This is a genomic window from Desulfovibrio sp. 7SRBS1 (assembly GCF_049723905.1).
Classification (GTDB): Bacteria; Desulfobacterota; Desulfovibrionia; order Desulfovibrionales; family Desulfovibrionaceae.
This window is the reverse complement of the sequence record NZ_JBJKFD010000001.1, coordinates 1,586,298-1,606,527: the sequence shown is the minus strand read 5'-3', so window position 1 is coordinate 1,606,527 and position 20,230 is coordinate 1,586,298. Positions and strand designations below refer to the sequence as shown.

The 20,230-nt window shown below is 57.1% G+C and carries 17 protein-coding genes; 4 read left to right on the top strand and 13 right to left on the bottom strand.

Annotated features, from left to right (window positions below):
* Positions 1 to 111: 111 nt before the first annotated feature.
* The 9 genes from ACI0FJ_RS07475 to ACI0FJ_RS07435 all read right to left on the bottom strand — a co-directional run bounded on the left by ACI0FJ_RS07475 (position 112) and on the right by ACI0FJ_RS07435 (position 9,036).
* Complete coding sequence (locus ACI0FJ_RS07475) at positions 112 to 1,383, bottom strand: TRAP transporter large permease (protein WP_424301208.1); 1,272 nt, start codon at positions 1,381 to 1,383, stop codon at positions 112 to 114.
* Entirely contained in the window at positions 1,376 to 1,780 is a 405-nt protein-coding gene (locus ACI0FJ_RS07470; RefSeq protein ID WP_424306514.1) for a TRAP transporter small permease, read from the bottom strand. Before ACI0FJ_RS07470 ends, ACI0FJ_RS07475 begins: the two co-directional genes overlap by 8 nt.
* Positions 1,781 to 1,932: 152 nt before the next feature.
* Positions 1,933 to 2,895 carry a TRAP transporter substrate-binding protein gene (locus tag ACI0FJ_RS07465; RefSeq protein ID WP_424301205.1) on the bottom strand — a complete coding sequence of 321 codons (963 nt, stop codon included), beginning with the start codon at positions 2,893 to 2,895 and terminating at the stop codon, positions 1,933 to 1,935.
* Positions 2,896 to 2,988: 93 nt separating this feature from the next.
* The gene (locus ACI0FJ_RS07460) at positions 2,989 to 3,912 is read right to left on the bottom strand and encodes a ketopantoate reductase family protein (protein ID WP_424301202.1); all 924 of its coding nucleotides are present in this window, start codon (positions 3,910 to 3,912) and stop codon (positions 2,989 to 2,991) included.
* Between the two features lie 132 nt (positions 3,913 to 4,044).
* On the bottom strand, positions 4,045 to 6,147 hold the full coding sequence (locus tag ACI0FJ_RS07455; protein ID WP_424301199.1) for an acetate--CoA ligase family protein: 2,103 nt from the start codon (positions 6,145 to 6,147) through the stop codon (positions 4,045 to 4,047).
* A 1-nt stretch (position 6,148) separates the two neighbouring features.
* Complete coding sequence (locus ACI0FJ_RS07450) at positions 6,149 to 7,024, bottom strand: thiamine pyrophosphate-dependent enzyme (protein ID WP_424301196.1); 876 nt, start codon at positions 7,022 to 7,024, stop codon at positions 6,149 to 6,151.
* Positions 7,024 to 8,220, bottom strand: a complete 1,197-nt coding sequence (gene porA, locus ACI0FJ_RS07445; protein ID WP_424301193.1) for a pyruvate ferredoxin oxidoreductase — start codon at positions 8,218 to 8,220, stop codon at positions 7,024 to 7,026. The genes ACI0FJ_RS07450 and porA overlap by 1 nt, the downstream gene beginning before the upstream one ends.
* Entirely contained in the window at positions 8,217 to 8,456 is a 240-nt protein-coding gene (locus ACI0FJ_RS07440; protein ID WP_424301191.1) for a 4Fe-4S binding protein, read from the bottom strand. The genes porA and ACI0FJ_RS07440 overlap by 4 nt, the downstream gene beginning before the upstream one ends.
* A 40-nt stretch (positions 8,457 to 8,496) precedes the next feature.
* Positions 8,497 to 9,036: a 2-oxoacid:acceptor oxidoreductase family protein gene (locus ACI0FJ_RS07435; protein ID WP_424301188.1), complete on the bottom strand. Its 540-nt coding sequence runs from the start codon at positions 9,034 to 9,036 to the stop codon at positions 8,497 to 8,499.
* A gap of 645 nt (positions 9,037 to 9,681) precedes the next feature.
* Between ACI0FJ_RS07435 and ACI0FJ_RS07430 the strand changes: the two genes are divergently transcribed.
* Positions 9,682 to 9,804, top strand: coding sequence for a hypothetical protein (locus tag ACI0FJ_RS07430; RefSeq protein WP_424301185.1), 123 nt, complete (start codon positions 9,682 to 9,684; stop codon positions 9,802 to 9,804).
* A gap of 288 nt (positions 9,805 to 10,092) precedes the next feature.
* Here the strand turns inward: ACI0FJ_RS07430 and ACI0FJ_RS07425 are convergent, their stop codons facing one another.
* The 4 genes from ACI0FJ_RS07425 to ACI0FJ_RS07410 form a co-directional block, all read right to left on the bottom strand.
* Positions 10,093 to 11,007: a phosphate/phosphite/phosphonate ABC transporter substrate-binding protein gene (locus tag ACI0FJ_RS07425; RefSeq protein WP_424301182.1), complete on the bottom strand. Its 915-nt coding sequence runs from the start codon at positions 11,005 to 11,007 to the stop codon at positions 10,093 to 10,095.
* 41 nt (positions 11,008 to 11,048) lie between these two features.
* On the bottom strand, positions 11,049 to 13,745 hold the full coding sequence (locus tag ACI0FJ_RS07420) for an EAL domain-containing protein (protein WP_424301179.1): 2,697 nt from the start codon (positions 13,743 to 13,745) through the stop codon (positions 11,049 to 11,051).
* Positions 13,746 to 14,136: 391 nt separating this feature from the next.
* Positions 14,137 to 15,324, bottom strand: a complete 1,188-nt coding sequence (locus ACI0FJ_RS07415; RefSeq protein ID WP_424301176.1) for an MFS transporter — start codon at positions 15,322 to 15,324, stop codon at positions 14,137 to 14,139.
* A 9-nt stretch (positions 15,325 to 15,333) separates the two neighbouring features.
* On the bottom strand, positions 15,334 to 16,116 hold the full coding sequence (locus tag ACI0FJ_RS07410; RefSeq protein ID WP_424301173.1) for a DeoR/GlpR family DNA-binding transcription regulator: 783 nt from the start codon (positions 16,114 to 16,116) through the stop codon (positions 15,334 to 15,336).
* A 260-nt stretch (positions 16,117 to 16,376) separates the two neighbouring features.
* Here ACI0FJ_RS07410 and ACI0FJ_RS07405 point away from each other — a divergent pair, with 260 nt between their 5' ends.
* From ACI0FJ_RS07405 to ybeY, 3 genes are read left to right on the top strand one after another with little or no spacing between them, the layout of a single operon-like run.
* Positions 16,377 to 17,348 carry a PhoH family protein gene (locus ACI0FJ_RS07405; RefSeq protein ID WP_424301170.1) on the top strand — a complete coding sequence of 324 codons (972 nt, stop codon included), beginning with the start codon at positions 16,377 to 16,379 and terminating at the stop codon, positions 17,346 to 17,348.
* Complete coding sequence (locus tag ACI0FJ_RS07400; protein WP_424301168.1) at positions 17,302 to 19,722, top strand: HD family phosphohydrolase; 2,421 nt, start codon at positions 17,302 to 17,304, stop codon at positions 19,720 to 19,722. Before ACI0FJ_RS07405 ends, ACI0FJ_RS07400 begins: the two co-directional genes overlap by 47 nt.
* On the top strand, positions 19,719 to 20,186 hold the full coding sequence (gene ybeY, locus ACI0FJ_RS07395; RefSeq protein WP_424301165.1) for an rRNA maturation RNase YbeY: 468 nt from the start codon (positions 19,719 to 19,721) through the stop codon (positions 20,184 to 20,186). The genes ACI0FJ_RS07400 and ybeY overlap by 4 nt, the downstream gene beginning before the upstream one ends.
* The last annotated feature ends 44 nt before the right edge of the window (positions 20,187 to 20,230 follow it).

The following is a 20,230-nucleotide window of genomic DNA, read 5'->3' as shown; positions in this document are numbered from 1 at the left end:
TAATATACAACATCTTCCGTTTTGTTTGGGATCATGGAGTTTCCGACAGGCAACCCCCTTTGGAATTGCCAATAGGGGAAATTTCCAACGGATAAAGGATATCCGCCCTTGTTACCACAAGTCAACCATGAACATGACGCTCTGCGGGATATAGGTGATAATCCCAATGGCCAGGATCAGGGCCGCGATAAAGGGAACAATCCGCCTTGAGAGTTCCTGGACACTTGTTTTGCCGATACTCGACGTCGTGAACAGACACACTCCGAAGGGGGGCGTCATCAGACCGATGGCCGTGTTGGCGCTGATGATGATGCCGAAGTGCACCAGGTCGATGTTGAACTTGTGCAGAACAGGCAACAGGATCGGCACCGTTATCAGCAGGATGGCGCTGGTTTCCATGAACGTTCCGGCCACCAGGAGCAACAAGTTGATGATCAGCAGGACGACGTACTTGTTATCGGAGAAGCTCAGGAACATCTCCATCACGGTCTGCGGAACCTGATTGTAGGTAAGCAGATAGGCGAAGCACAAGGCCATGGAGATGATCAGCATGATCTTGGATGTCATCTTGGCGGAATCCAGGAACACCCTGTGCAAGTCGGACCATTTCAGTTCCCGGTAGGCGAACAGCCCGATGACCAGGGCATAGACCACGGCCACGACCGCCGACTCCGTGGGGGTGAAGATGCCACCGAACACGCCGCCGATGAGAATCACCGGAGTTCCCAACGCCCAGCTCGCATCCTTGAAGGCACTGAGGGCCTCCTGCCAGGAGAAGGGGTGATCGTCGCCTTTGTACCCCTGCTTCTTGGAAATGAGCAGCACCACGACAACAAGGCACAGGCCCATGATAAGCCCGGCGGGGATGCCAGCCTGGTACAGATCCGTGACGGAGCTGCTTGTGAGGACGGCATAAATGATAAAGGAAATACTGGGCGGGATGACGACTCCGATGGGGCTGGCGGAGGCGACCACCGCCGAAGCGAATCCCCGGTCGTAACCGCGTTTGACCATGGATGGAATCATGATCGCTCCCATGGCCGCTGCGGTTGCCACGCCGCTGCCGGAGATGGCGGCAAAGAAAACACAGCCCATGATGGTGACGATGCCCAGACCGCCGGAGACGCGGCCCACGAACACGTTGGCCAGTGAAACGAGCCTTTTGGCCAACCCACCGCTGTCCATGAGGTTTCCGGCGAGTATGAAGAACGGGATGGCCATCAGAGGCAGCACGTCAACACCGGCAAAGAATCGCTGTACCGCGATCTGGGCGGGCATTCCCTGAAGTATGATGACGAGGAGGGATGACGCTCCAAGACAGATTGCCACGGGCATCCCAAGGACCAACATCGCGAGTGTGGTGAGGAGGAGGATTTCAGTCATTGTTACGTCCAAAGTCCCGGATGAGGTTGGCAACCAGCTGCAAAACAATGAGCCCGGAAGAGATAGGGAAAAGCATGTACATGTAGGTCATGGGAATTTGCATGTTGGGCGAGCTTTGCACCTTGGCGAAGGGCATGATTTTGACACCAAGATATCCGATTGCGATGAAGAATACGATGCAAACCAATTGCTGCATTGTGTGCAGCAGCGACCGCCATGCTTTCGGGAGCAAATCCTCCACTGCGGTGACGCTGATCTGCGTTCCCTCGCGGAAGACGACAACGGCGCAGATGTATATAAGCCAGACCATCATGTAACGGGACAATTCCTCTGCCCAGCACAATCCGTTGCCAAAAATATAGCGCATGCAAATTTGTGCAAAAAACACGGCGGTCATCGACATGAGAAGCGCAGCTGAGACATGTCGACATATTTTGTCTACGAAATCAGCTAGCTGTTGAACAAATGCCATCTCGGGTCTCCTTTGAAGCACCCAGGGGGAGGATATCCTCCCTCTGGGGTGCAAGGTCTGGGGTGGAGGCAAATTGGTTATTCGGCAAGCGCCTTGATCTTCTTGAAGAAGTCAAAGGAATACTCCGCAGCGATCTTTTCCTGCACGGGCTTGATCAGCGAGCGGAAGGCCTCGGCGTCCACCTCATTGACCTTCATGCCCTTGGCGACAAGCTTGTCCTGGATATTTTTTGTGTCGGCACGAACCTGGCCCAGCATGTATTCGGTGGTGTCCCGGGCGGCCTGACGGATCAGGTCCTGGTCTTCCTTGGAGTAGCCGTCGAAGAGCATCTTGGAGCCGCAGAGAGAGGCGAATGCAAAGATATGACGAGTCTTGGAAAGGTACTTCTGTACTTCATACACGTGCTCGTCATTGATGGTGATCATGGGGTTTTCCTGGCCGTCGATAGCCCCCTGCTGCAACGCGGTGAACACTTCACCCCAGGACATGGCCTGCGGGGACGCGCCAAGGGCGTCGAAGGTGGCGATGAAGACCGGGCTTTCAATCACACGGATTTTGAGGCCTTTCAAATCTGAAGGCGTGACAATGGGGCGGGTGTTGTTGGTGACGTTGCGGAAACCGCGCGGCAACAGGCCGAAGTTGTAGAACATGGCCTTTTCCGTGGACTGCAACAGGCTGTCGTAGAAATCGGCATGCATCATCTTGGCGACATGGTCCCAGTCCTTGAACAGGTAAGGAACGTCCAGTGTGCCGATTTCCTTGGCGAAGTTTGTCTGGGGGGAGGTAGTGATCACACCCAGATCAAGGGTGCCGAACTGGAGAGCCTCCAAGATGTCCTTGTCGCGGCCCAGCTGTCCGGCGGGGTAGATCTCGATTTTCAGTCTTCCGTTGGAGCGGGTTTCCACCAACTCCTTGAACTTCAGGGCGCTCGTCTGTTCTATGGAAACCAACGGCATCATATGCCCAAGCTTGAGCACCTTTGCTGCTGCCGCGGGCTGAATGGTAGCGGAAAAAAAACTCAGAGCCAACGCAATAATCATTAACCGTCTCATTCGCTTTCCCCTTTTACTTTTTGAGTTACCCGGGAGATTGGTGACCGCTCGCAAGAGATCACATCGAACTAAACTACCCCACTACTTCAAAAAATCGTATTGAATGGTGCGCACCAGATCCACGAGCACCGCCGTGGTGGGCACGGCCATCCCAATCGCTTCGGCCTCGGCGACAACTCCCCCCGCAATGGTATCAATTTCAGTTTCACGTTTGGACAGGATGTCCTGAAGCATGGACGGCTTGTGGCTTCCATGCTCATCCAGGGCCTTGGCGACCATGGCCCAGTTTTCCTCCAAATCGACGGACAGGCCTTTTTTTTGTGCGACCGCGACCACTTCCTCCACGACCTTGCGGGCAAGCTTGCGCCCGGTTTCACATTGGCCGATTCCCCCCACCGGAAGATTCGTAACGGCGCACAGGGTGTTCAGGGCCGAGTTGAAGGCGACCTTCCCCCATATCCGGCCCATGATGTCTTCGCACAGGACCGTATTCAGTCCCGCCTTATTGAGCAGATCGGCGACTTTTTTCGCCCGCTCGGCTCCTTCAGACAAGGGCGAACCGATGGTGGTCTTGCCGACTCCGTGCGAATTGATCCTGCCCGGGCCGACCAGGTCGCTCGGCATGGTCGTCACACCGGCCACGATGTTTGCCATGGGCACGTGCTGTGCGATTTTCTCGATGTTGCCCAGTCCGTTTTGCAATGTCAGCACAATGGAGTCGGGTCCGATGGCTGCCTTGGCGGCTTCCAGGGCGCTCGCCGTGTGCATGGACTTGGTGAAGACGATGACCAGGTCGGCGGCTTCTTGGACGTCGGCGGGAAAGATCGCCTTGATCGGGATGACGACTTCTCCTTCATCCGTTCCCATGGTCAGGCCGTGCTGGCTCAGCTGCTCCACATGCGCAGGCCATGCGTCCAACAGCGTGACATCATTTTCCGGTTGCAACTGGAGCTTGCCGCCAAAGAGGCAACCCATGGCTCCGGAACCTATTACCGCTATTTTCATGCTTTTTCCTCGGCTATCCGTTAGACGGTTCACTTCCTGTTTCATTTCCTGGTCGGGTCCCGGTGCCGGGACCCGACCACTTCAGAAGTGAGGCTAAATGTTTTCCTTGCAGTCACTCAAGTTGCATCTTGCCTAATTTCCGCTGGAAAGAATGACCCTTGCGTCGAGCACGGCCAAACCCTGCTCGTAGATACGCACGGGGTTGAGGTCGATTTCGTTGATCTCCGGGTGCGTTGCCGCCATTCTGGAAACCTTGACCAAAAGGTCGACCAGCGAGTCGATGTCTTTGGCTGCTTCCCCGCGAACGCCGCTCAACAGCTCGAAGGCCTTGGTTTCCTTGATCATATCAAGAGCCACTTCCTTGTTGAACGGGGCCACGCGGAAACTGACATCCTTGAACACCTCAACGAAGATGCCGCCCAGGCCGAACATGATTGTCGGCCCAAACTGCGGGTCGCGCACCATGCCGATGATGATTTCGGTTCCGGGCTCGGCCAGGGGGACAACCATGGCCCCGCGAATATCTGCGCCGGGTACGTGGGAGACGACCTTGGACATCATGTCGTCGTATGCGTCGGCCATTTCGGACCGGCCACGGATGTTTACCTTGACGCCGCCCGCATCGCTCTTGTGGATGACATCGGGGGACACCACTTTCAGAACCACGGGCTTCCCGAATTTCTCGACGGCGTCCTGGGCCTCTTCGCGGGAAGTGGCAAAGGCATGGTCTACGGTGGGGATGCCGTTGTCGGCAAGGAGCGCCACCGCCTCGGGTTCGAGCAGATTGCGCCCTTCGGCCACGGCTTTTTCCACCAGGGGGTGCCTCGGCGCTGCGGGCAGGTCTTCCAGGGCGTGGCCGTTCCGGAACGCCGCCCGATACAGAGTTTCCAGGGCCTTGACCGCTCTTTCGGGCGTGTCGAAGGTCATTATGCCATTTTCTTCGAAATGACGGCGGCCTTCGGCCATGCTTTCGCCGCGCATGAAGCATACGGCCACCGGCTTGTCGAATTCCTTGGCAACCGGTGATATCTGTTTTGCGGCATCCTTGGGATCCCGGAAAATGGGCGGCAGTCCCAGGAGCAGGACGGCGTCCACGCCGGAATCGGCCAGCACCAGGTGAAGAGAGGCGGCCTGCTGCTCGGGGCTGACCGCGGCGGTCATGTCGATGTAGCCGTCGGGCTTGCAGATCATGGCCATGGACGGCAGCGTTTCTTCCAGTTTGGCCAGAGTGTCTCCGCCGATCGACGCCAGCACCAGTTCCGTCTTGTCGATGGCGTCCATGCTGACGATGCCCATGCCTCCGGCCTCGGTCAGTACACAGACCCGGTTGCCCTTTGGTTTGGGGAGGCTGGACACGGCCTTCATGCCGTCGGTCATGTCCTCGACAGTTTCCATGCGTACGATGCCGCACTGCTTGAAAGCACCATCGTAGACCTTGTCCGAACCGGCCAGCGAGCCGGTATGCGACATGGCTGCGGCGGCACCGAGAGAGGAACGCCCAACCTTCAGAATCAGGTTCGGCTTCTCCGAAGCAGCGGCAATGTTCATGAGCTCCCGGCCGTCCTTGACCGCTTCCATGTACACGCCTGTGACGTTTACGGAGGGGTCGTTGTTGAAGGCCTCGATGAGTTCCAGGTTGGATACGTCGCACATGTTGCCGATATGGCCGAACTTGGCGAACCCCTGAGGACAAGGCTGATCTCCGGCGAACATAAGCAGTGCACCGCCGAATGCTCCGCTCTGGCTCACGTAGGCGGCGGGGCCTTCGACGAGCTTGATGCCCGGAGCGAACCCGGTGTTCAGCTTCATGGCCGGGTAGGCCATGCCGATGCAGTTGGGCCCGAACACGCGGATGCCCGCACGCTTGGCGATCTTGACCAGCTCGGCCTCGGCCTCGACCAGCTCGGGAACGGCGGTTTCGGCGAAACCGGCGGACAGGACGACCGCGCCCTTGACGTCGCCGCGTTGTTCGGCCTGTTTCATGACATTAAGGACCACCTTGGCGGAGACCGCGACAACCATGATGTCCACGGCATCGGGAATGTCGAGGATCGAGGGGTAGCACTTGAGCCCAAGAATCTCAGACTCCTTGGGGTGCACGGGGAAGACCTTCCCCTCGTAGCCTTCGTCGATCAGGAGCTTGAGAACCTGGTATCCCGCCTTGTTGGGATCCTGGGATGCTCCGATGAGGGCGATCGACCGTGCGTTGTATATTTCGTTCAACGTTGCGGTCATGCTAGACTCTTCCTTCCATCAGCCGGTCGTAGGCGGCGTCGACTTCCTGGCGCACGGCTTCCACCTGTTCGTCGGTGATATCCTTGAACCGGCCTTGCAGCTTGAAGTAGTCACGGAGCGGTTTGGGCTTTTTCACTTCCTTGGTGACCGTGAGCACGCCATCGACGATTTCAAACAAAGGCCAACAGCGGGTGCTCACGGCCAGTTGGGCTATTTCCACCGAAGTGTCGGGACGGCTTCTCCAGCCGGTGGGACAGGGAGCGAACAGATGAATGAAGGCCGGTCCGGTCTTGGTGGCCTCTTTGGCTTTGGCGAGCTTCTTGCGGAAGTCTTCGATGAAGCCGATGGAAGCGGTGGCCAGATAGGGGATACGGTGGGCGTCAACGATCTTGGCGAGGTTTTTCCGGTAACCCTGTTTGCCGCCCGGGGTCGTCGTGGTCCAGGCGTAGGAGGGCGTGGAAGCGCTTCCCTGGACGCCGGTGTTCATGTACGCCTCGTTGTCGTAACAGACATACAGGATCTTATCTCCGCGTTCCAGAGCGCCGGACAGGGACTGGAGGCCGATATCGACGGTGGCGCCGTCTCCAGCCATGCCCATGACGGTGATGTCATGGCGGCCCTGCATCTCGTAACCGGCCTTGATCCCCGCGGCATAGGCCGCGGTGTTTTCCAGGTTGCCCTGGAACCCCGGAATCTTGGTCACGGTTTCCTTGCCGTAGCCGGAGAACAGTGCGGCGCATCCGGGGGGGATGACCAGCGTGGAATTTTCTCCGAGAGCCTCCAAAATATAGCGGGCCCCGAGCTCAAGGCCACAGCCGGCACAGGCGCTCACGCCATGCGCGATCAAACCACGGCTTGTTGATTTCATCTCAAGCATTACGCGTCGACCTCCCTTAACCCTAAGGCATTATCCTGAACATCCAGCCACTTGGCGGCTGTGACGGTCTTGTCGTTGAGCAACGTGTCGAAAGCTTCCACGATGGTTGTGGGCGGCACGTCGCGTCCACCCAGGCCTGCGACAAATCCCTGGATTTCAGGGCCGTTGTCCAAGGTCTGCAATGCACTGCGGACTTCGTTGCATACCGGCCCGTTTTCGGAGCCAAGGCTGGCGCTTCTGTCGATGACGCCGATGTGCGGTACGTGGCCGACAAGTTTGCGGATGGCATCAGCCGGGAAGGGACGGAACGAAGTTATTTTGAGCATGCCGACCTTGCGGCCCTGCTCGCGCATCATGTCCACGGTGTGCTTGATTGTGCCGGACATGGAGCCGAGAGAGATCAGAATCGCCTCGGCGTCTTCGCATTCATACGCCTCGACCATGCTGTACTTGCGGCCGAAGGCCTCTTCGAACTCGGCCATGACGCCAGGCATGAGTTCCTGGGCGTAATCAAAGGCCACCGCCTGTTGGAAACGCATTTCCATGAACTCGTTGGACCCGGTCAGATCATTGATGAACATGGGGTCGTCGGGATCCAGCTTCAGGTTGGTGTTCTTGTAGGCAGGCAGAAATTTGTCCACGTCTTCCTGGGCGGGGACGTGAACGGCGTCCGGCATATGGGAGAGGAAGAACCCGTCCAGACAAACCATTGCGGGCAGAAGAACGTCGCTCTTTTCCGCCAGCTTGTAGGAGATCAGAATGAGGTCGAGAACTTCCTGGGCGGACTCGGCATAGAACTGCATCCAGCCGCCGTCGCGTTCGGCCATGGCGTCCTGATGGTCGCACCACAGGCTCCAGGGACTGACCAGAGAGCGGTTGACCACGGGCATGACGATGGGCACGCGGCAGCCGGCGGCAACGCCCAGCACTTCGTGCATCAGGGCAAGGCCGACAGAGGCCGTGGCTGTCCCGGCGCGGACGCCGGTAAGTTGCGCACCAATGGCGCAGGACATGGCCGAGTGTTCGGATTCCACGCGGATGTACTTTGCGTCCAAGGTGCCGTCGGTGACATAATCAGCCAATTTTTCGGAAATCGGGCTTTGAGGGGTGATCGGATAGGCCGAGACCACTCGAATCCGTGCCAGGCGCATTCCCTCGGTGGCAGCCCCGTTGCCGTCGAGCATCACTCTTTTCATGATTTGCAGACTCCTTCTTCCGGCACCATGGTGATGCACTTTTTGGGACACCGATTCGCGCAGATTCCGCAACCCTTGCAGTAATCGAAATCAATAACGACGCTGGAATCGTCTTCCGCCTTGGTCACCGTGATGACGTCTGTCGGGCAGAACTTCTGGCATGTTCCGCAATAGATGCATTCCTCGCTGTTGATGACCGGACGTTCCAGCCTCCAACTGCCCGTATTCGCTGCCATGAACACCGTTGCGACCGGCCCCTTCAGGGCCCTTTTCCCGCTAGTTGCTGCGAAGTTCATCGCACGCTTGCTGAGCTGCTGCGGCATTGATTTCACCTGCTTTTTTGAATTTTCTCTTAATGACGGTCTTTGTCGCTTCGATGCCGACCAGTCCTGCACCAGCCATTGCTCCGCACATGGAGGAGTTGGGAATGTCCCGCTTGATGACGTCTACTGCGATGCGGCGGGCACCGACGTAATAGGTCTTGTGATCGTGGAAGGGATGGGAGGGATCGACACACTCTTCATTGATGATGAAGATGGTTTCGGGAGTGACTCCCTTCATTACGTCGACGCCCTTTTCCAGAACAGACATGTCGAAGATGACAACATAGTCCGGGGTATAGACAAAAGATTTGAGCTTGATGGGCTTGTCGCTGAGCATCACGTCCGAATAAACGGGGGCGCCGCGGCGTTCATGTCCGTAGGCGGGAACAGCCTGAGCATACTGCCCCTCCTCGATCGCCACGGCTTCCGCAATGATCTTTGCGGCCGTGACCACACCTTGGCCACCTATTCCGTAGAGCTTTATCTGTTTCAAGAGCTGCCTCCATAATTGGGGTTTGCACATATCCTCTGGAAAACGCCGATCATCCTGGGATTTTTAAGGTATTCTCCGGGTGGTATCATTTATGGGATACTGTACCCCAGAGAATTGCTTATAAATCCGCCGAGATCGCCCCTTCCTGATGCGCTTCGCCACATCTGGCTTTAGACATTGCTAAATCAGGACCTTATGCCGTTTGTTTTTGAAGCACAGTATACTGTACCCCAGTTTGGATTTAGTTCTAAACTGAACGATTTTTGGTGTCAAGGGGGGAAGACGAATTTTGTCAGGGCTTTCTTTTCAAAACCCGGGACAAGGGCGAGAGTGGGGGGCGGCTTATCCGCCATCGAGCCGAAAGCGAAGGCCCACACAGGAGCAGAACATAAAGGAGGCATGTCAGCAGCCGGTTTAACTGGAAAACACAAGGCAAGTTTGGATAAAGCAAAGAACGTCATCAATAGGGAAGAATCTTATGACGCGGAGTGCGTCCGCGCGGTGTGGGGCGGGAGAGCGGGCAGGACGTCAGCCTGTGCTCCCAGTGCGGGAACTCACGGTGGGCCGTCCTTATACGGAGTTTTATGACATTTCGGTCGGCCGGATCATGTGGGGTTGCAGGCAGGGTGGAAGGAGATGCACCTCATGCTGGACATGCTTGGCTCCGCCCACGACCAGATTCTGTCCCCCCTGGAGAAACGCATGAAGTGCGGTCTGGCCGTGCTGTGCCGCAAAAGTTCTTGGGGACATGACCTGATGTTTTTTTGAAAAAGGCGAAAGGCGGTTGCCATACTCAGCGGAATGGCGGAACGATCCGGCCTTGGGGTGTATGGACGCAAGCTGCTTGTTCCGGCCTATGGAATGGCGGGCTAACGGCCATTTCCGACAATGGTGAGTGCGCCGCGTGACCGGTTCCAGTACCCATCCCGTGGCGGTTCGGGCAGACGGCAAGGTCAGGCTGTTCATACTGAGCTCCGCAACCGGGGCGTTGCATGTCGTGGAGAACTGGTAGCCGTAGGTCTTGCTTTCTTCAGAACGTTTGGGGACCGCCCATTTTTATTTGGCCGGCTTGGGGCGAGAGTCGAATCCTGGAAATCCCGCCGTGGAATACATGCGGCGGATAGAGTCGTATTGCGTGTCGTCCGGGGCAACGAGGAAGTGCATTCCCTTGTACTTTGCGTTGGCCTCGACGGAAATGATGGCCTGTACAAGCTCTGCTTCGTGGTCGCGAAAGGCCTTGTGCAGTTGCAGCAGGTTTTGCCCGGACACATGGGGACCGGCCATGAGGACATCCCCCGGCAGAATGGGGCTTTTCCCCAGAATTCGGTACTGGTCCGGAGAGGGCAATGTTTTGCTCAGGCGTTGAAAATCCTTCCAGCTCATGGCTGTGGCGGTGATTTTGCCGAGGGACAATGAAGCGAGCGAGGCTTCCAGTTTGTCCACATGGATGATGCGCACATCGCGCAACGGGTCCAGCCCGTTATCGGCCAGCACCTGCATGGGGGCGAGATGAGCCGAGGTGGAACCGACCGATCCCAGGGCAACGGTTTTCCCCGCCAGATCGGCCAGGGTTTGCGCCGGGCCTTTTTTCAGCCCTACGATGATCGAATAATAGTCCGGGCGCGAAAAACCGGCCACGGGAATGGCCTGGGTCTTGTTGCGGATGGCCACGTATTCTGCGGGACCGGCCAGAACCAGATCCACCCGTTTTTGCGATAGGGCGAGAAAGGCGTCATCGCGTCCGCGCATGGGGACGAATTGCATCTCTATTCCCGATATTACGGTCAGTTTGTCGGCAAAAGCCCCCCATTCGTTTCGGACCTGCTCCAGCCCCAGGATGTCGCTTACGGCAAAACGGAGCGGTTGAGTGCCAGATGCCAAAGACGCCGCAGACGCCGATGTTGCTGCTGCCAGCAGAAAGGACAGGCAGAAGAACAATATTCCGGGAAAACGGTTGAACAGTTGGGTCATTGGGGACATGCGGGGTATGGAGAGCATGGGGATCGACCGAATCAGGAGGCCCAGGCAGTGGTCTGTGTGGCAGGTTGTTGCACTGGGCAGGAGGCCAGAAAGCTATCCACCTTGGAAGCGGGCAAGGGCTTGGCAATAAGGTAGCCTTGGGCGTAGTCGCAGTTCATCTGCCGCAGGGTGTTCATGTGGTGTTCCATTTCCACGCCTTCGGCCACCACTTCCATGCCCAGGTTGTGGCCAAGCAGGACAATGGTTTTGGCTATTTCACAGGATTCCGGGTCGTCGTCTTCCATGCCCATGATGAAGGAGCGGTCTATTTTCAGTTTGTCCACGGGAAACTGGTGCAGGTAGCTCAGGGAGGAGTAGCCTGTTCCAAAGTCGTCCATGACGATGGAAGTACCCATGCGGCGGAGATCGTTGATGATGCGTTTGGCCATTTCCGTGCATTGCAGCATGGCGCTTTCGGTAATCTCCACATGGATGCTGGAGGGCTGGATGTTGAACTCCCTGGCCGCGTGTTCTATGGCGTCGGGGAGTTGCGGCTGCAGGAACTGGGAGGCCGAGAGATTGATGCTGACCGACATGTCCGCAGGAGTGAGGCCCTTGCTCTGCCATTGGCTGAGCTGGCGCATGGCTGTCCGTACCGTGATCATGGACATGGGAATGATGAGCCCGGTTTCCTCGGCCAGCTGGAGAAAACCGTCCGGGTAGACCATGCCCCGTTCCGGGTGGTTCCAGCGGATGAGAGCCTCCAGCGAAGAAACCTGGCCGGTATTTATATTTATGATGGGCTGATAGTGCAGCTCGAATTCATTGCGTTCGATGGCCCGCCGCAGGTCGTTTTCCAGCTGCATTGTCTCCGTGGCCTGCAGGCGCATGGATTTGTCGAAAAAGCGATAGACCCCGCGTCCGGCATCCTTGGCATTGTACATGGCTATGTCGGCGTCGCGCAGGACGTTTTCCGGCTGGAGCCTGTCGTCGGTGCCGACCACGATGCCGATGCTGGCCGAGGTATGCAGTTCGTGTTCGTCAATGACCATGGGCGCCGAGACCTGGGCCAGTATGCGCTGCGCCACCTGCTCTGCCATGGAAATATCCTGCAGGTCTTCCAGAAGAACGGCGAACTCGTCGCCTCCTATGCGGGCCAAGGTGTCGGATTTTCTTGTGCATATTGCCAGCCGCTCGGAAATTTGCAGAATGAGTTTGTCTCCTGCTTCATGGCCCAGACTGTCGTTGATGACCTTGAAGCGGTCCAGGTCCAGAAAGAGTACGGCAAACGGCTTTTGGCAGTTGCGTTGATGCCGGGTCATGGCGTGTTCCAGCCGGTCCATGAACAACGTGCGGTTGGGCAGGCCTGTGAGACTGTCGTGAAAGGCCTGGTGCATGAGTTGTCTTTCCGCATTCTTGCGGCTGGTTATGTCCTGGTAGATGCGGTAATAGCCCTGGACTTCGTTGTTGATGACGATGGGAAAACCGCAGATATGCACATTGATGAGAAAGCCGTCACTGCGGCGGCGCAGACCTTCTTGGTCGATACGTTTCCCTTGCAGCAAGTCTGCCTGCTGCCGTTCGGATTCGTCTGAGGAAATTTCCGGGATGATGACTTTCAGGGCATTGCCCGTGCGGATGTCTTCCGTGCTGAAGCCGAAGATGCGTTCGAATGCCGGGTTGACCGCGATCAGTTCGCCCTTGGCATTTTGCATGGCAATGCCCATGGGGGAACTCATGAAAAATTGCTCCTGATGCTTTTCGCGTTTCAGCAGTTCTTCCTCGGCCTTTTCCCGTTCCAGAATTTCCTTGTGCAATATTTCGTTGGCAGCAATCAGCCGTTGGGTGGCCTTGCCAACCTTGCGGCGCATGTGCCACGAGCAGACAAAGGCGGCGGCAAGGAGAATGCCCAGGGCACCCAGCCCCAGGGCCAGGGTCTTCCAGCTAACCGGAATTCCTAAAATGCGGCTGCCTTCCCATTGGGAGAGCAGCTCTTCCCGTTCCCGGGAACCGATTTGGGACAGACCGGAATTGATTTGCTGCAAAATTTCCCGGTTTCCTTTTTTTACTGCCGCATGCACCGTAAAGCTGCCCACGGGCGACGGGGAATAGACGAAGTCGTCCTGCGCCCCCAGCGTGACAAGATAGCGTTTGGCTATGGGCATGAGGTCGATAAAGGCGTGTATTTCTCCCAGTATTGCGGCCTTGATCAGGGCTTCGCTATCCGGGTAATTGATGACGGTTGTGCCAAACGGGGCTTCGCGCGTTACCAGGGGGCCGAAAATGGAATCTTTGACCACACCCACGCGCAGTCCTTTCAGGTCTCCCATGTCGTGAACGCCGGAGAGGTCTTTGGCTGCGAAAATATATGCGGGAAACGAGTAGAGTGGGGAGGAAAAGTCGAAACTGTCCAGAAGCCGGGGATTTTTAAAGGCGGGAAAGAGCACATCGGCCTCTCCGGAGTAGACCATGCGGCGGGCCTGTTCCCAATCGGTCAGTTGCACATGCACCGGGATGCCGGTCTTCTGGCTCCACAACTTCCAGAAATCCACCAGCAGGCCTTCGGGCGTGCCGTTTTCGTTCAGCTTGCAAAAATGGCCCGCATGCGCACAGCCCACTACGGTAAGGGGACGGGGGGTGTCATCCTTGCCACAGGATGTCTGTGGACAAATGCATAACATGGCGATCAGCGAAAGGATCGTCGCTGCGGCTCGTGCCGTGTAATGAAGGTTCTGGAGTATTTTGTTCACGATCTGCATCCGGTTTTTTCAGCTGTCTGCCATTCCATCGGGCACGGAGGGGGTAGGGGTGCCTTTGAAGGATGTTGTAAACGAAACTGGCTACAAAATTTTTCTGCTATCCATAATACATAAAGGGATATCCAGATCGGTATTGCAGCGGACTGTGACATTGTGATTACGTTTCCCTTGCGGTTCGGGGATATGCGGGAAAAAACGAGATATTCTGGCCGTGAAAGACATGGGGAAGGAGCCGGGAATTTGTCGATTCTGTCCCCAGATATGTGGCCAGACAGGGAAGACGCTCAAGACGCGCTGCCTTGGTGGCGGAAACAAGGCAGGCTGGCAGAATTTTACGGCGGGCCACAACACAAGGAAGACCACCGCGGCAAGTGGCGACGATTCAGTCTTCGGCAACAACTTCGGGAGTGGCTTGCTCTCCCCCGTTGGAAGCCATATCGGGGGATTTCGTCAGCCCGGCAAGCAACGCCACCACGGCAATTCCCCCTCCAATGCAGCCGAGGGCCACGGGCAGTCCCAGATATTCGGCCAGGAAACCGATGGTGGGCGGCCCGGCGAGCAGTCCGAAATATCCGGCAGTTGCCACAGCGGCAATGCCCGGCCCTGCCCCGGATTCGGAATGCGACCCGGCTGCGCTGAACAGCACGGGAATGAGGTTGGACATGCCCAGCCCGACGCAGGCGAACCCGACCAGGGCTATTGCGGAGTGGGTAACGGCAAGGGCCAGCCACAGGCCGCAGGCAGCGAGAAGGGCGGTGATTCTGGTCAGCCGGACCGGACCTGCCTGGGCCACAAAACGGTCGCCGAAAAGCCGTCCTGCGGCCATGGCCAGGGAAAAAGCGGCATAGCCGGTAGCTGCCACACCTTGTTCACTGAAAAGAACCGAGCGCATGTAGACTGCGCTCCAGTCCATCATGGCTCCCTCGGCGGCCAACACCAAAAAGGCGAGTGCACCCAATCCCAAAAGAGAGCCTTTGGGCAGGACGAATTTGGGGCCAGTGCTGCGGATGTCCGCCTGGCTGGGCAGAAGATGTTTGCAGGCTATGAGACAAACGGGCAGGGCGATTGCGCAGACCGCACCCACATGCACCGCAGGGGGCATGCCCAGCCCCAAAGCCAGAGCACCCGTGCCCGATCCTGCCAATCCACCCAGGCTGAAAAATCCATGAAACGACGACATGAGCGGCGAGCCGTGGTGCTTTTCCACGGCCACGGCCTGCGCGTTCATGGCCACGTCCATGGCGCCGTTGCAGGCACCGAAAACAGCCAGAGCAGCCATAAGGGAGGCCAATCCCGGAGCCAGCGTGGGCAGGGGCAGGGCCAAGCTGAAACAGAAAGCCGCCCAGGCAGTGACTCTGCCGCTCCCCTGCCGGTTGCTCCAAAGTCCGGAAAGAGGCATGGTTGCCACCGCGCCCGCAGCCATGGCCAACAGCGCCAGTCCCAGTGCGGCTTCGCCAAGGCCCAGCCGTTCCTTTACCAGGGGAATATGGGGGACCCAGCTTGCCAGGATGAATCCGTTGATGAAAAAAATGGCAAGCACGGCATGTCGGGCATTGGATATTCTTTGCATTGTCTTGCCCTATTCCTGAGCTGTTATGATGGTAATTCCCGCATTGGTGTACGGAACAACGAGTTCATTTTCCAAGGCAATCTCCGTGATGATGTGGGTAAGACCTGCCAATGGTGCCACTTCGTACGGAGCGGCGGTGCCGATTTTTTCCCCCACAACCGGGGCTATCACAGAGTGTGAATTGGCTATCATGGCCCGCTTGGTGGCGACTTCGTCGTAGCTGACAGTGGTGACTCCCGCCTCGGGGTGGATGCTGCAGACCCCCAGAATGCAGACGTCTGCCCGAATCTCGCGGATTGCCTGACAGGTTGCCGGGCCGCTGAGTGCCATGGTGGATACATCCAACACCCCGCCGGGCATGATGACTTTGATTCCGGAATGGCCGGCCAGCGCCATGGCGACCGGAGGGCTGGGCGTTATGATCGTGGCCCGGAGATCGGTCGGCAGGTGGCGGGCTGTTTCCTCTGCGGTCGTGCCGCTGTCGATGAAAACCACCTGATCCGGCCGTATAAAACCGGCGGCTTCACGGGCAATGACCCGGCGTGCTGTCATGTCCTGCTGTTGCCTGGCCTGGAAAGGAAGTGCGCAAGGCGTTCTGGGCAGGGCGCCTCCGTGGACGCGGTCCAACCGGCCTGCCGCTTCCAGATACTTCATGTCCCGCCGGATGGTGTCTATGGAAACGCCAAGGCGGCGGCTCAGGTCCGGGGTGGCAATTTTCCCCTCGCGCTGCAGAATTTCCAGTATCGACTGGCGTCGTTCCTCGGGGAGTTTTTCCGAAAAATTTGAGGACATAGTGCAGAGTTCCATGTTTTGCATTTTTATTCAGTTTTATGCTTTTTATTGCTGTTTTATGCATGTGTCAACAGGAAAGGAAGTTTGAAAAACAACTCTTGCCTGCTGTTGCAAAAGTCTTAATTAACAAATTACAGCCTTATTCCGGGTGGTTGATGGCATCTTTTGGTGCTATGGACGGGGTAGGGAAAAAGAGGTAAGCAGGCCCTACTCGGAGTAAACTTCGAGAAACGGACACTGCTCGGAGGGGCTTTTTTTACGTGATACGTCGCCTTGAATTTGATGATAACAAACTCGCTGCGGAACTTTTCGGCCCGCACAACCGCAACCTGAAGCTGATCAGCGAAGGGAGCGGAGTGGCTTTGGACAGCCGGGGCAATTTCGTGGTGCTGGATGGGGACGACGAGCAAACCCTGGAGTCCGTAAGCAGCCTTATGGTACAATTGTACGGTCGGCTCCGGGCCGGACGCTCTGTGGGGCCCAATGACATAGACCAGGGCCTCAAGATGTTGGAAACCAATCCGAAAGCCGACATTGCCGGGGTTTTCGACGGTACGACCATCCGGGTTTCCAAAAAATCAAAAATTTCTCCCAAGTCCCTGACGCAAAAAGAATATTTTGAGGCCATAGACGATAACGACATGGTTTTCGGCATAGGGCCCGCCGGTACAGGCAAGACCTATCTGGCCGTTGCCATGGCTGTTGCCGCTTTGACGCAGCGCAAGGTAAAGCGGCTGGTGCTGACGCGTCCGGCCGTCGAAGCCGGGGAGCACCTCGGGTTTTTGCCGGGGGATCTGGTCGAGAAGATCAACCCCTACCTGCGTCCTTTGTACGACGCCTTGCACGACATGCTCGATTTCGGCAAGGTGCAGGAAATGATGGAGACCGGACGCATTGAGATAGCGCCCCTGGCCTTCATGCGCGGGCGTACGCTCAATGATGCGTTTATAATTCTGGACGAGGCGCAGAACACGACGCCCGAACAGATGAAGATGTTTCTTACGCGCCTTGGCTTCAACTCCAAGGCCGTCATTACCGGAGATGTAACCCAGATCGACCTGCCGAGAAATTCGGCCTCCGGTCTGGTAAACGCGGTGAATATCCTGGAAAAGGTCCGGGGAATCCGTGTTATCCGGTTCAAAAAAGACGATGTCATCCGCCACCCGTTGGTAGGACGCATCGTAGATGCCTATGAGTGCCACGCGGCAGAAAAAGACAAAGAAAAACGGTAACGGTAGCGGCAAAAAAGACCGCAGCAAGCAACCTATTGCCAACGGGCCCAGCCTGGGACTCATGTTCCTTATGTTGTCCGTTTTGGTGGTTGCGGGGCTGTCCGGTCTTCGTTTCGAGCGTCCTGGCGAGGTATACCTGGCTGGAGAAATTGCGGGCCGCGACGTTACGGCCAACCGGGATTTCCTGGTGGAGGATGTCGATTCCACCCGGCGCAAGCAACAGGAGTTGGCAGATGCCCAGCCGCCGGTCTACGACCTGAGCATTTCTTCGTCCGATGAGCTGGAAAAGGAAATAAACAATATTTTTCAGCAGATAAATGAAACTCCCCAGGGGGAAAGCGAACAGGCCCGCTGGCAGATTTCCGAACTGCTGAACAGGGAAATCAGCAAAACCGAATTCCGCATGTGGCGGTCCTCCGATTTTCAGAATCTGCTGCTCGGACCTGTCTTTCCCTGGATCAAAGCCTATCTGCAGGATGGCGTCGTCTCCGACCTGCGCAAGGTGGGACAGTATCCCTCCGGCATCATCATCCGCGATCTGAGCACCGGAGACGAGCGTTTGCTGCGCGATCTTGGGGAACTTCGGGACCTCAAGGATTTTGAACAGGACTTCAATGTGCTGCTCAAACGCGACCTGTCCAAGCCGCTGCGCGTCCGCAAGGCCATGAATTCCCTGCTCGATCCGCTTATCGAACCCAGCCTTATCCTGAACCGGGAAAGCACCCTGCAGCGCCGGAACGAAGTGCGCGGGGCCGTGGAGCCGGTATACAACCACATCCGCAAGGGCGAGATTATCGTCCGGCAGGGCGAACGGGTTACCCCCGACCAGCAGACCAAACTGCTGGCCCTGTATTCCGACCAGCCCGAATACTTCAGCCGTGCCCATGCCGTGGGCCTTTTTCTGGTGGGCCTGCTCCTTGTTTTGGGAATGTATCTGGCCCACTGGGCACGCAAGGGCAAGGTGCTGCTCGACCGGGATGCGGTGTTCCTGGGCTCCATGCTGATGGTTTTTGGAATCATGGCAAAACTGCTGAGCGTTCTCAAGGACCCCCTGTCGCAGAGCCTGTATTTTTTGCCTTTGCCCCCGGAACTCTACGCATTTCTTCTGCCCGTGGCGGGCGGTGCCGGTGTGGTGGCCATGTTTTTCCCGTACAGCATGTGCTTTTTCTCCACCCTGCTGCTGTCTTTTCTGTGCAGCGAACTGGCCGGTGGCGGGCTGCCTCTTTTCGCTTTTTATTTCATCGGCGGCGTGTTCTACACCTTTTTTATCAAACGGGCGGCGTCGCGTCGTGAACTGCTTACCAGCGTTTTTCCCCTGCTTGGTACGCAGCTGTTGACCTGGGGCGGCGTCGGCATGCTCGGGTTCCACGGCTTCGGCTGGTTGGGCGCGGGCGCCGTGGTCAGCCAGGTAAGCGGTCTGTTTTCCCTGCTTACGCTTATCTGTCTCAGCTTCATAATGGAGCTGGCCTTCAGCTTCACTTCACGCCTGCGGCTGATGGAACTGATGAATCTTGAACAGCCGTTGCTGCAGGAGCTGATGGTCAATGCGCCGGGCACCTACCATCACTCGCTTATCGTCTCCAACATGGTGGAGGCCGGAGCCAGAGCCATCGGAGCCAACCCCCTGCTTTCCAAGGTGTCCGCCCTGTATCACGACATCGGCAAGCTCAAGAACCCGCTCTACTTTATCGAGAACCAGTTTGGCCGCGGCAACAAGCACGACAAACTCGCGCCCAGCATGTCGGCGCTGATTCTCATAAGCCATGTGAAAAAGGGCGTGGAGCTGGCCAAGCAGAACAAGCTGGGGCCTGAGATCACGGAAATCATCGGGCAGCACCACGGCACTTCGCTCATTTCCTTTTTTTACAAAAAGGCCCAGGAGCTGGAAGAGCACAAGGGCGGCGAAGGGCTGCGCGAGGAAGATTACAGGTATCCCGGTCCCAAACCGCAGACCAAGGAAGCAGGTCTTATTCTTCTGGCAGACGTCATCGAGGCGTCCAGCCGCACGCTATGCGACCCCACACCCAGCCGGTTGAAGGGCCACATCAACACGATGGTCCGCAATATCTTTTCCGACGGGCAGCTCGACGAATCCGAACTGACCCTCAAGGACCTGCATCAGGCTTCCGATGCCTTTCACCGCATCCTCACCGGTATTTTCCATACCCGGATAGAATATCCCGATGCGAAGGGGAAATCCGACAAAAAGGAAAATTCCGATAAAAAGGAAGGCACGGACAAAAAGGACGCCTGTACAAAGAAGGACGTGGCTTGCAAAAAGAAAGGCAGGCACGAGGAGAGCAAGCAGGCAAATGGAAAAAGCGGCTCCGAAGAAGGGGAGATCATTCCTTCCAACCTCAAGGTCGTGAAATGATAACCCGAGCCCGCAGGCTTCGTTACGACCCTCGTCTTCCGTTGACGCCACGCGAACTTGCACCGCTGCTGGAGCGCATAGCCCAGGCCTGCTCCACAACCTCCGACGCGTTTGATCTGGAACTTGCCGACGACACCCGCCTTGCCGCATTGAACCGGGAGCATATGGGCTGCAAGGGCCCGACGAACATTCTCAGTTTTCCGGCGGACTCTTCCGATTCCTCTTCCCATGTTCCAGAAGACTCACTGGACGCATTGCTTCCTGACGAAGCCAACGCTTTTTTGGGTGATCTGGTCCTTTCCGTGGAGACCTTGGAACGCGAGGCCTTTTTGTACGGCCAGGACCCGCTGGAACATACCGTGCGACTTATCACGCATGGCCTGCTCCACCTGATGGGCATGGATCATGGACCGGAAATGGAGGCCATGACCGAAGCGGCCATGGATGCGGTGCTGTTGGATTAGGAGAGGGACAGCTGGTTTCGGCTTTTGTCTGAAAAAATTTGGAA

Excerpts from the sequence above, each read along its gene's own strand:
- ACI0FJ_RS07475 (WP_424301208.1), bottom strand. The coding sequence starts at position 1,383 with ATGACTGAAATCCTCCTCCTCACCACACTCGCGATGTTGGTCCTTGGG.
- ACI0FJ_RS07470 (WP_424306514.1), bottom strand. The coding sequence starts at position 1,780 with ATGACCGCCGTGTTTTTTGCACAAATTTGCATGCGCTATATTTTTGGC.
- ACI0FJ_RS07465 (WP_424301205.1), bottom strand. The coding sequence starts at position 2,895 with ATGATTATTGCGTTGGCTCTGAGTTTTTTTTCCGCTACCATTCAGCCC.
- ACI0FJ_RS07460 (WP_424301202.1), bottom strand. The coding sequence starts at position 3,912 with ATGAAAATAGCGGTAATAGGTTCCGGAGCCATGGGTTGCCTCTTTGGC.
- ACI0FJ_RS07455 (WP_424301199.1), bottom strand. The coding sequence starts at position 6,147 with ATGACCGCAACGTTGAACGAAATATACAACGCACGGTCGATCGCCCTC.
- ACI0FJ_RS07450 (WP_424301196.1), bottom strand. The coding sequence starts at position 7,024 with ATGCTTGAGATGAAATCAACAAGCCGTGGTTTGATCGCGCATGGCGTG.
- porA (WP_424301193.1), bottom strand. The coding sequence starts at position 8,220 with ATGAAAAGAGTGATGCTCGACGGCAACGGGGCTGCCACCGAGGGAATG.
- ACI0FJ_RS07440 (WP_424301191.1), bottom strand. The coding sequence starts at position 8,456 with ATGGCAGCGAATACGGGCAGTTGGAGGCTGGAACGTCCGGTCATCAAC.
- ACI0FJ_RS07430 (WP_424301185.1), top strand. The coding sequence starts at position 9,682 with ATGCTGGACATGCTTGGCTCCGCCCACGACCAGATTCTGTCCCCCCTG.
- ACI0FJ_RS07425 (WP_424301182.1), bottom strand. The coding sequence starts at position 11,007 with ATGACCCAACTGTTCAACCGTTTTCCCGGAATATTGTTCTTCTGCCTG.
- ACI0FJ_RS07415 (WP_424301176.1), bottom strand. The coding sequence starts at position 15,324 with ATGCAAAGAATATCCAATGCCCGACATGCCGTGCTTGCCATTTTTTTC.
- ACI0FJ_RS07410 (WP_424301173.1), bottom strand. The coding sequence starts at position 16,116 with ATGTCCTCAAATTTTTCGGAAAAACTCCCCGAGGAACGACGCCAGTCG.
- ACI0FJ_RS07400 (WP_424301168.1), top strand. The coding sequence starts at position 17,302 with ATGCCTATGAGTGCCACGCGGCAGAAAAAGACAAAGAAAAACGGTAAC.
- ybeY (WP_424301165.1), top strand. The coding sequence starts at position 19,719 with ATGATAACCCGAGCCCGCAGGCTTCGTTACGACCCTCGTCTTCCGTTG.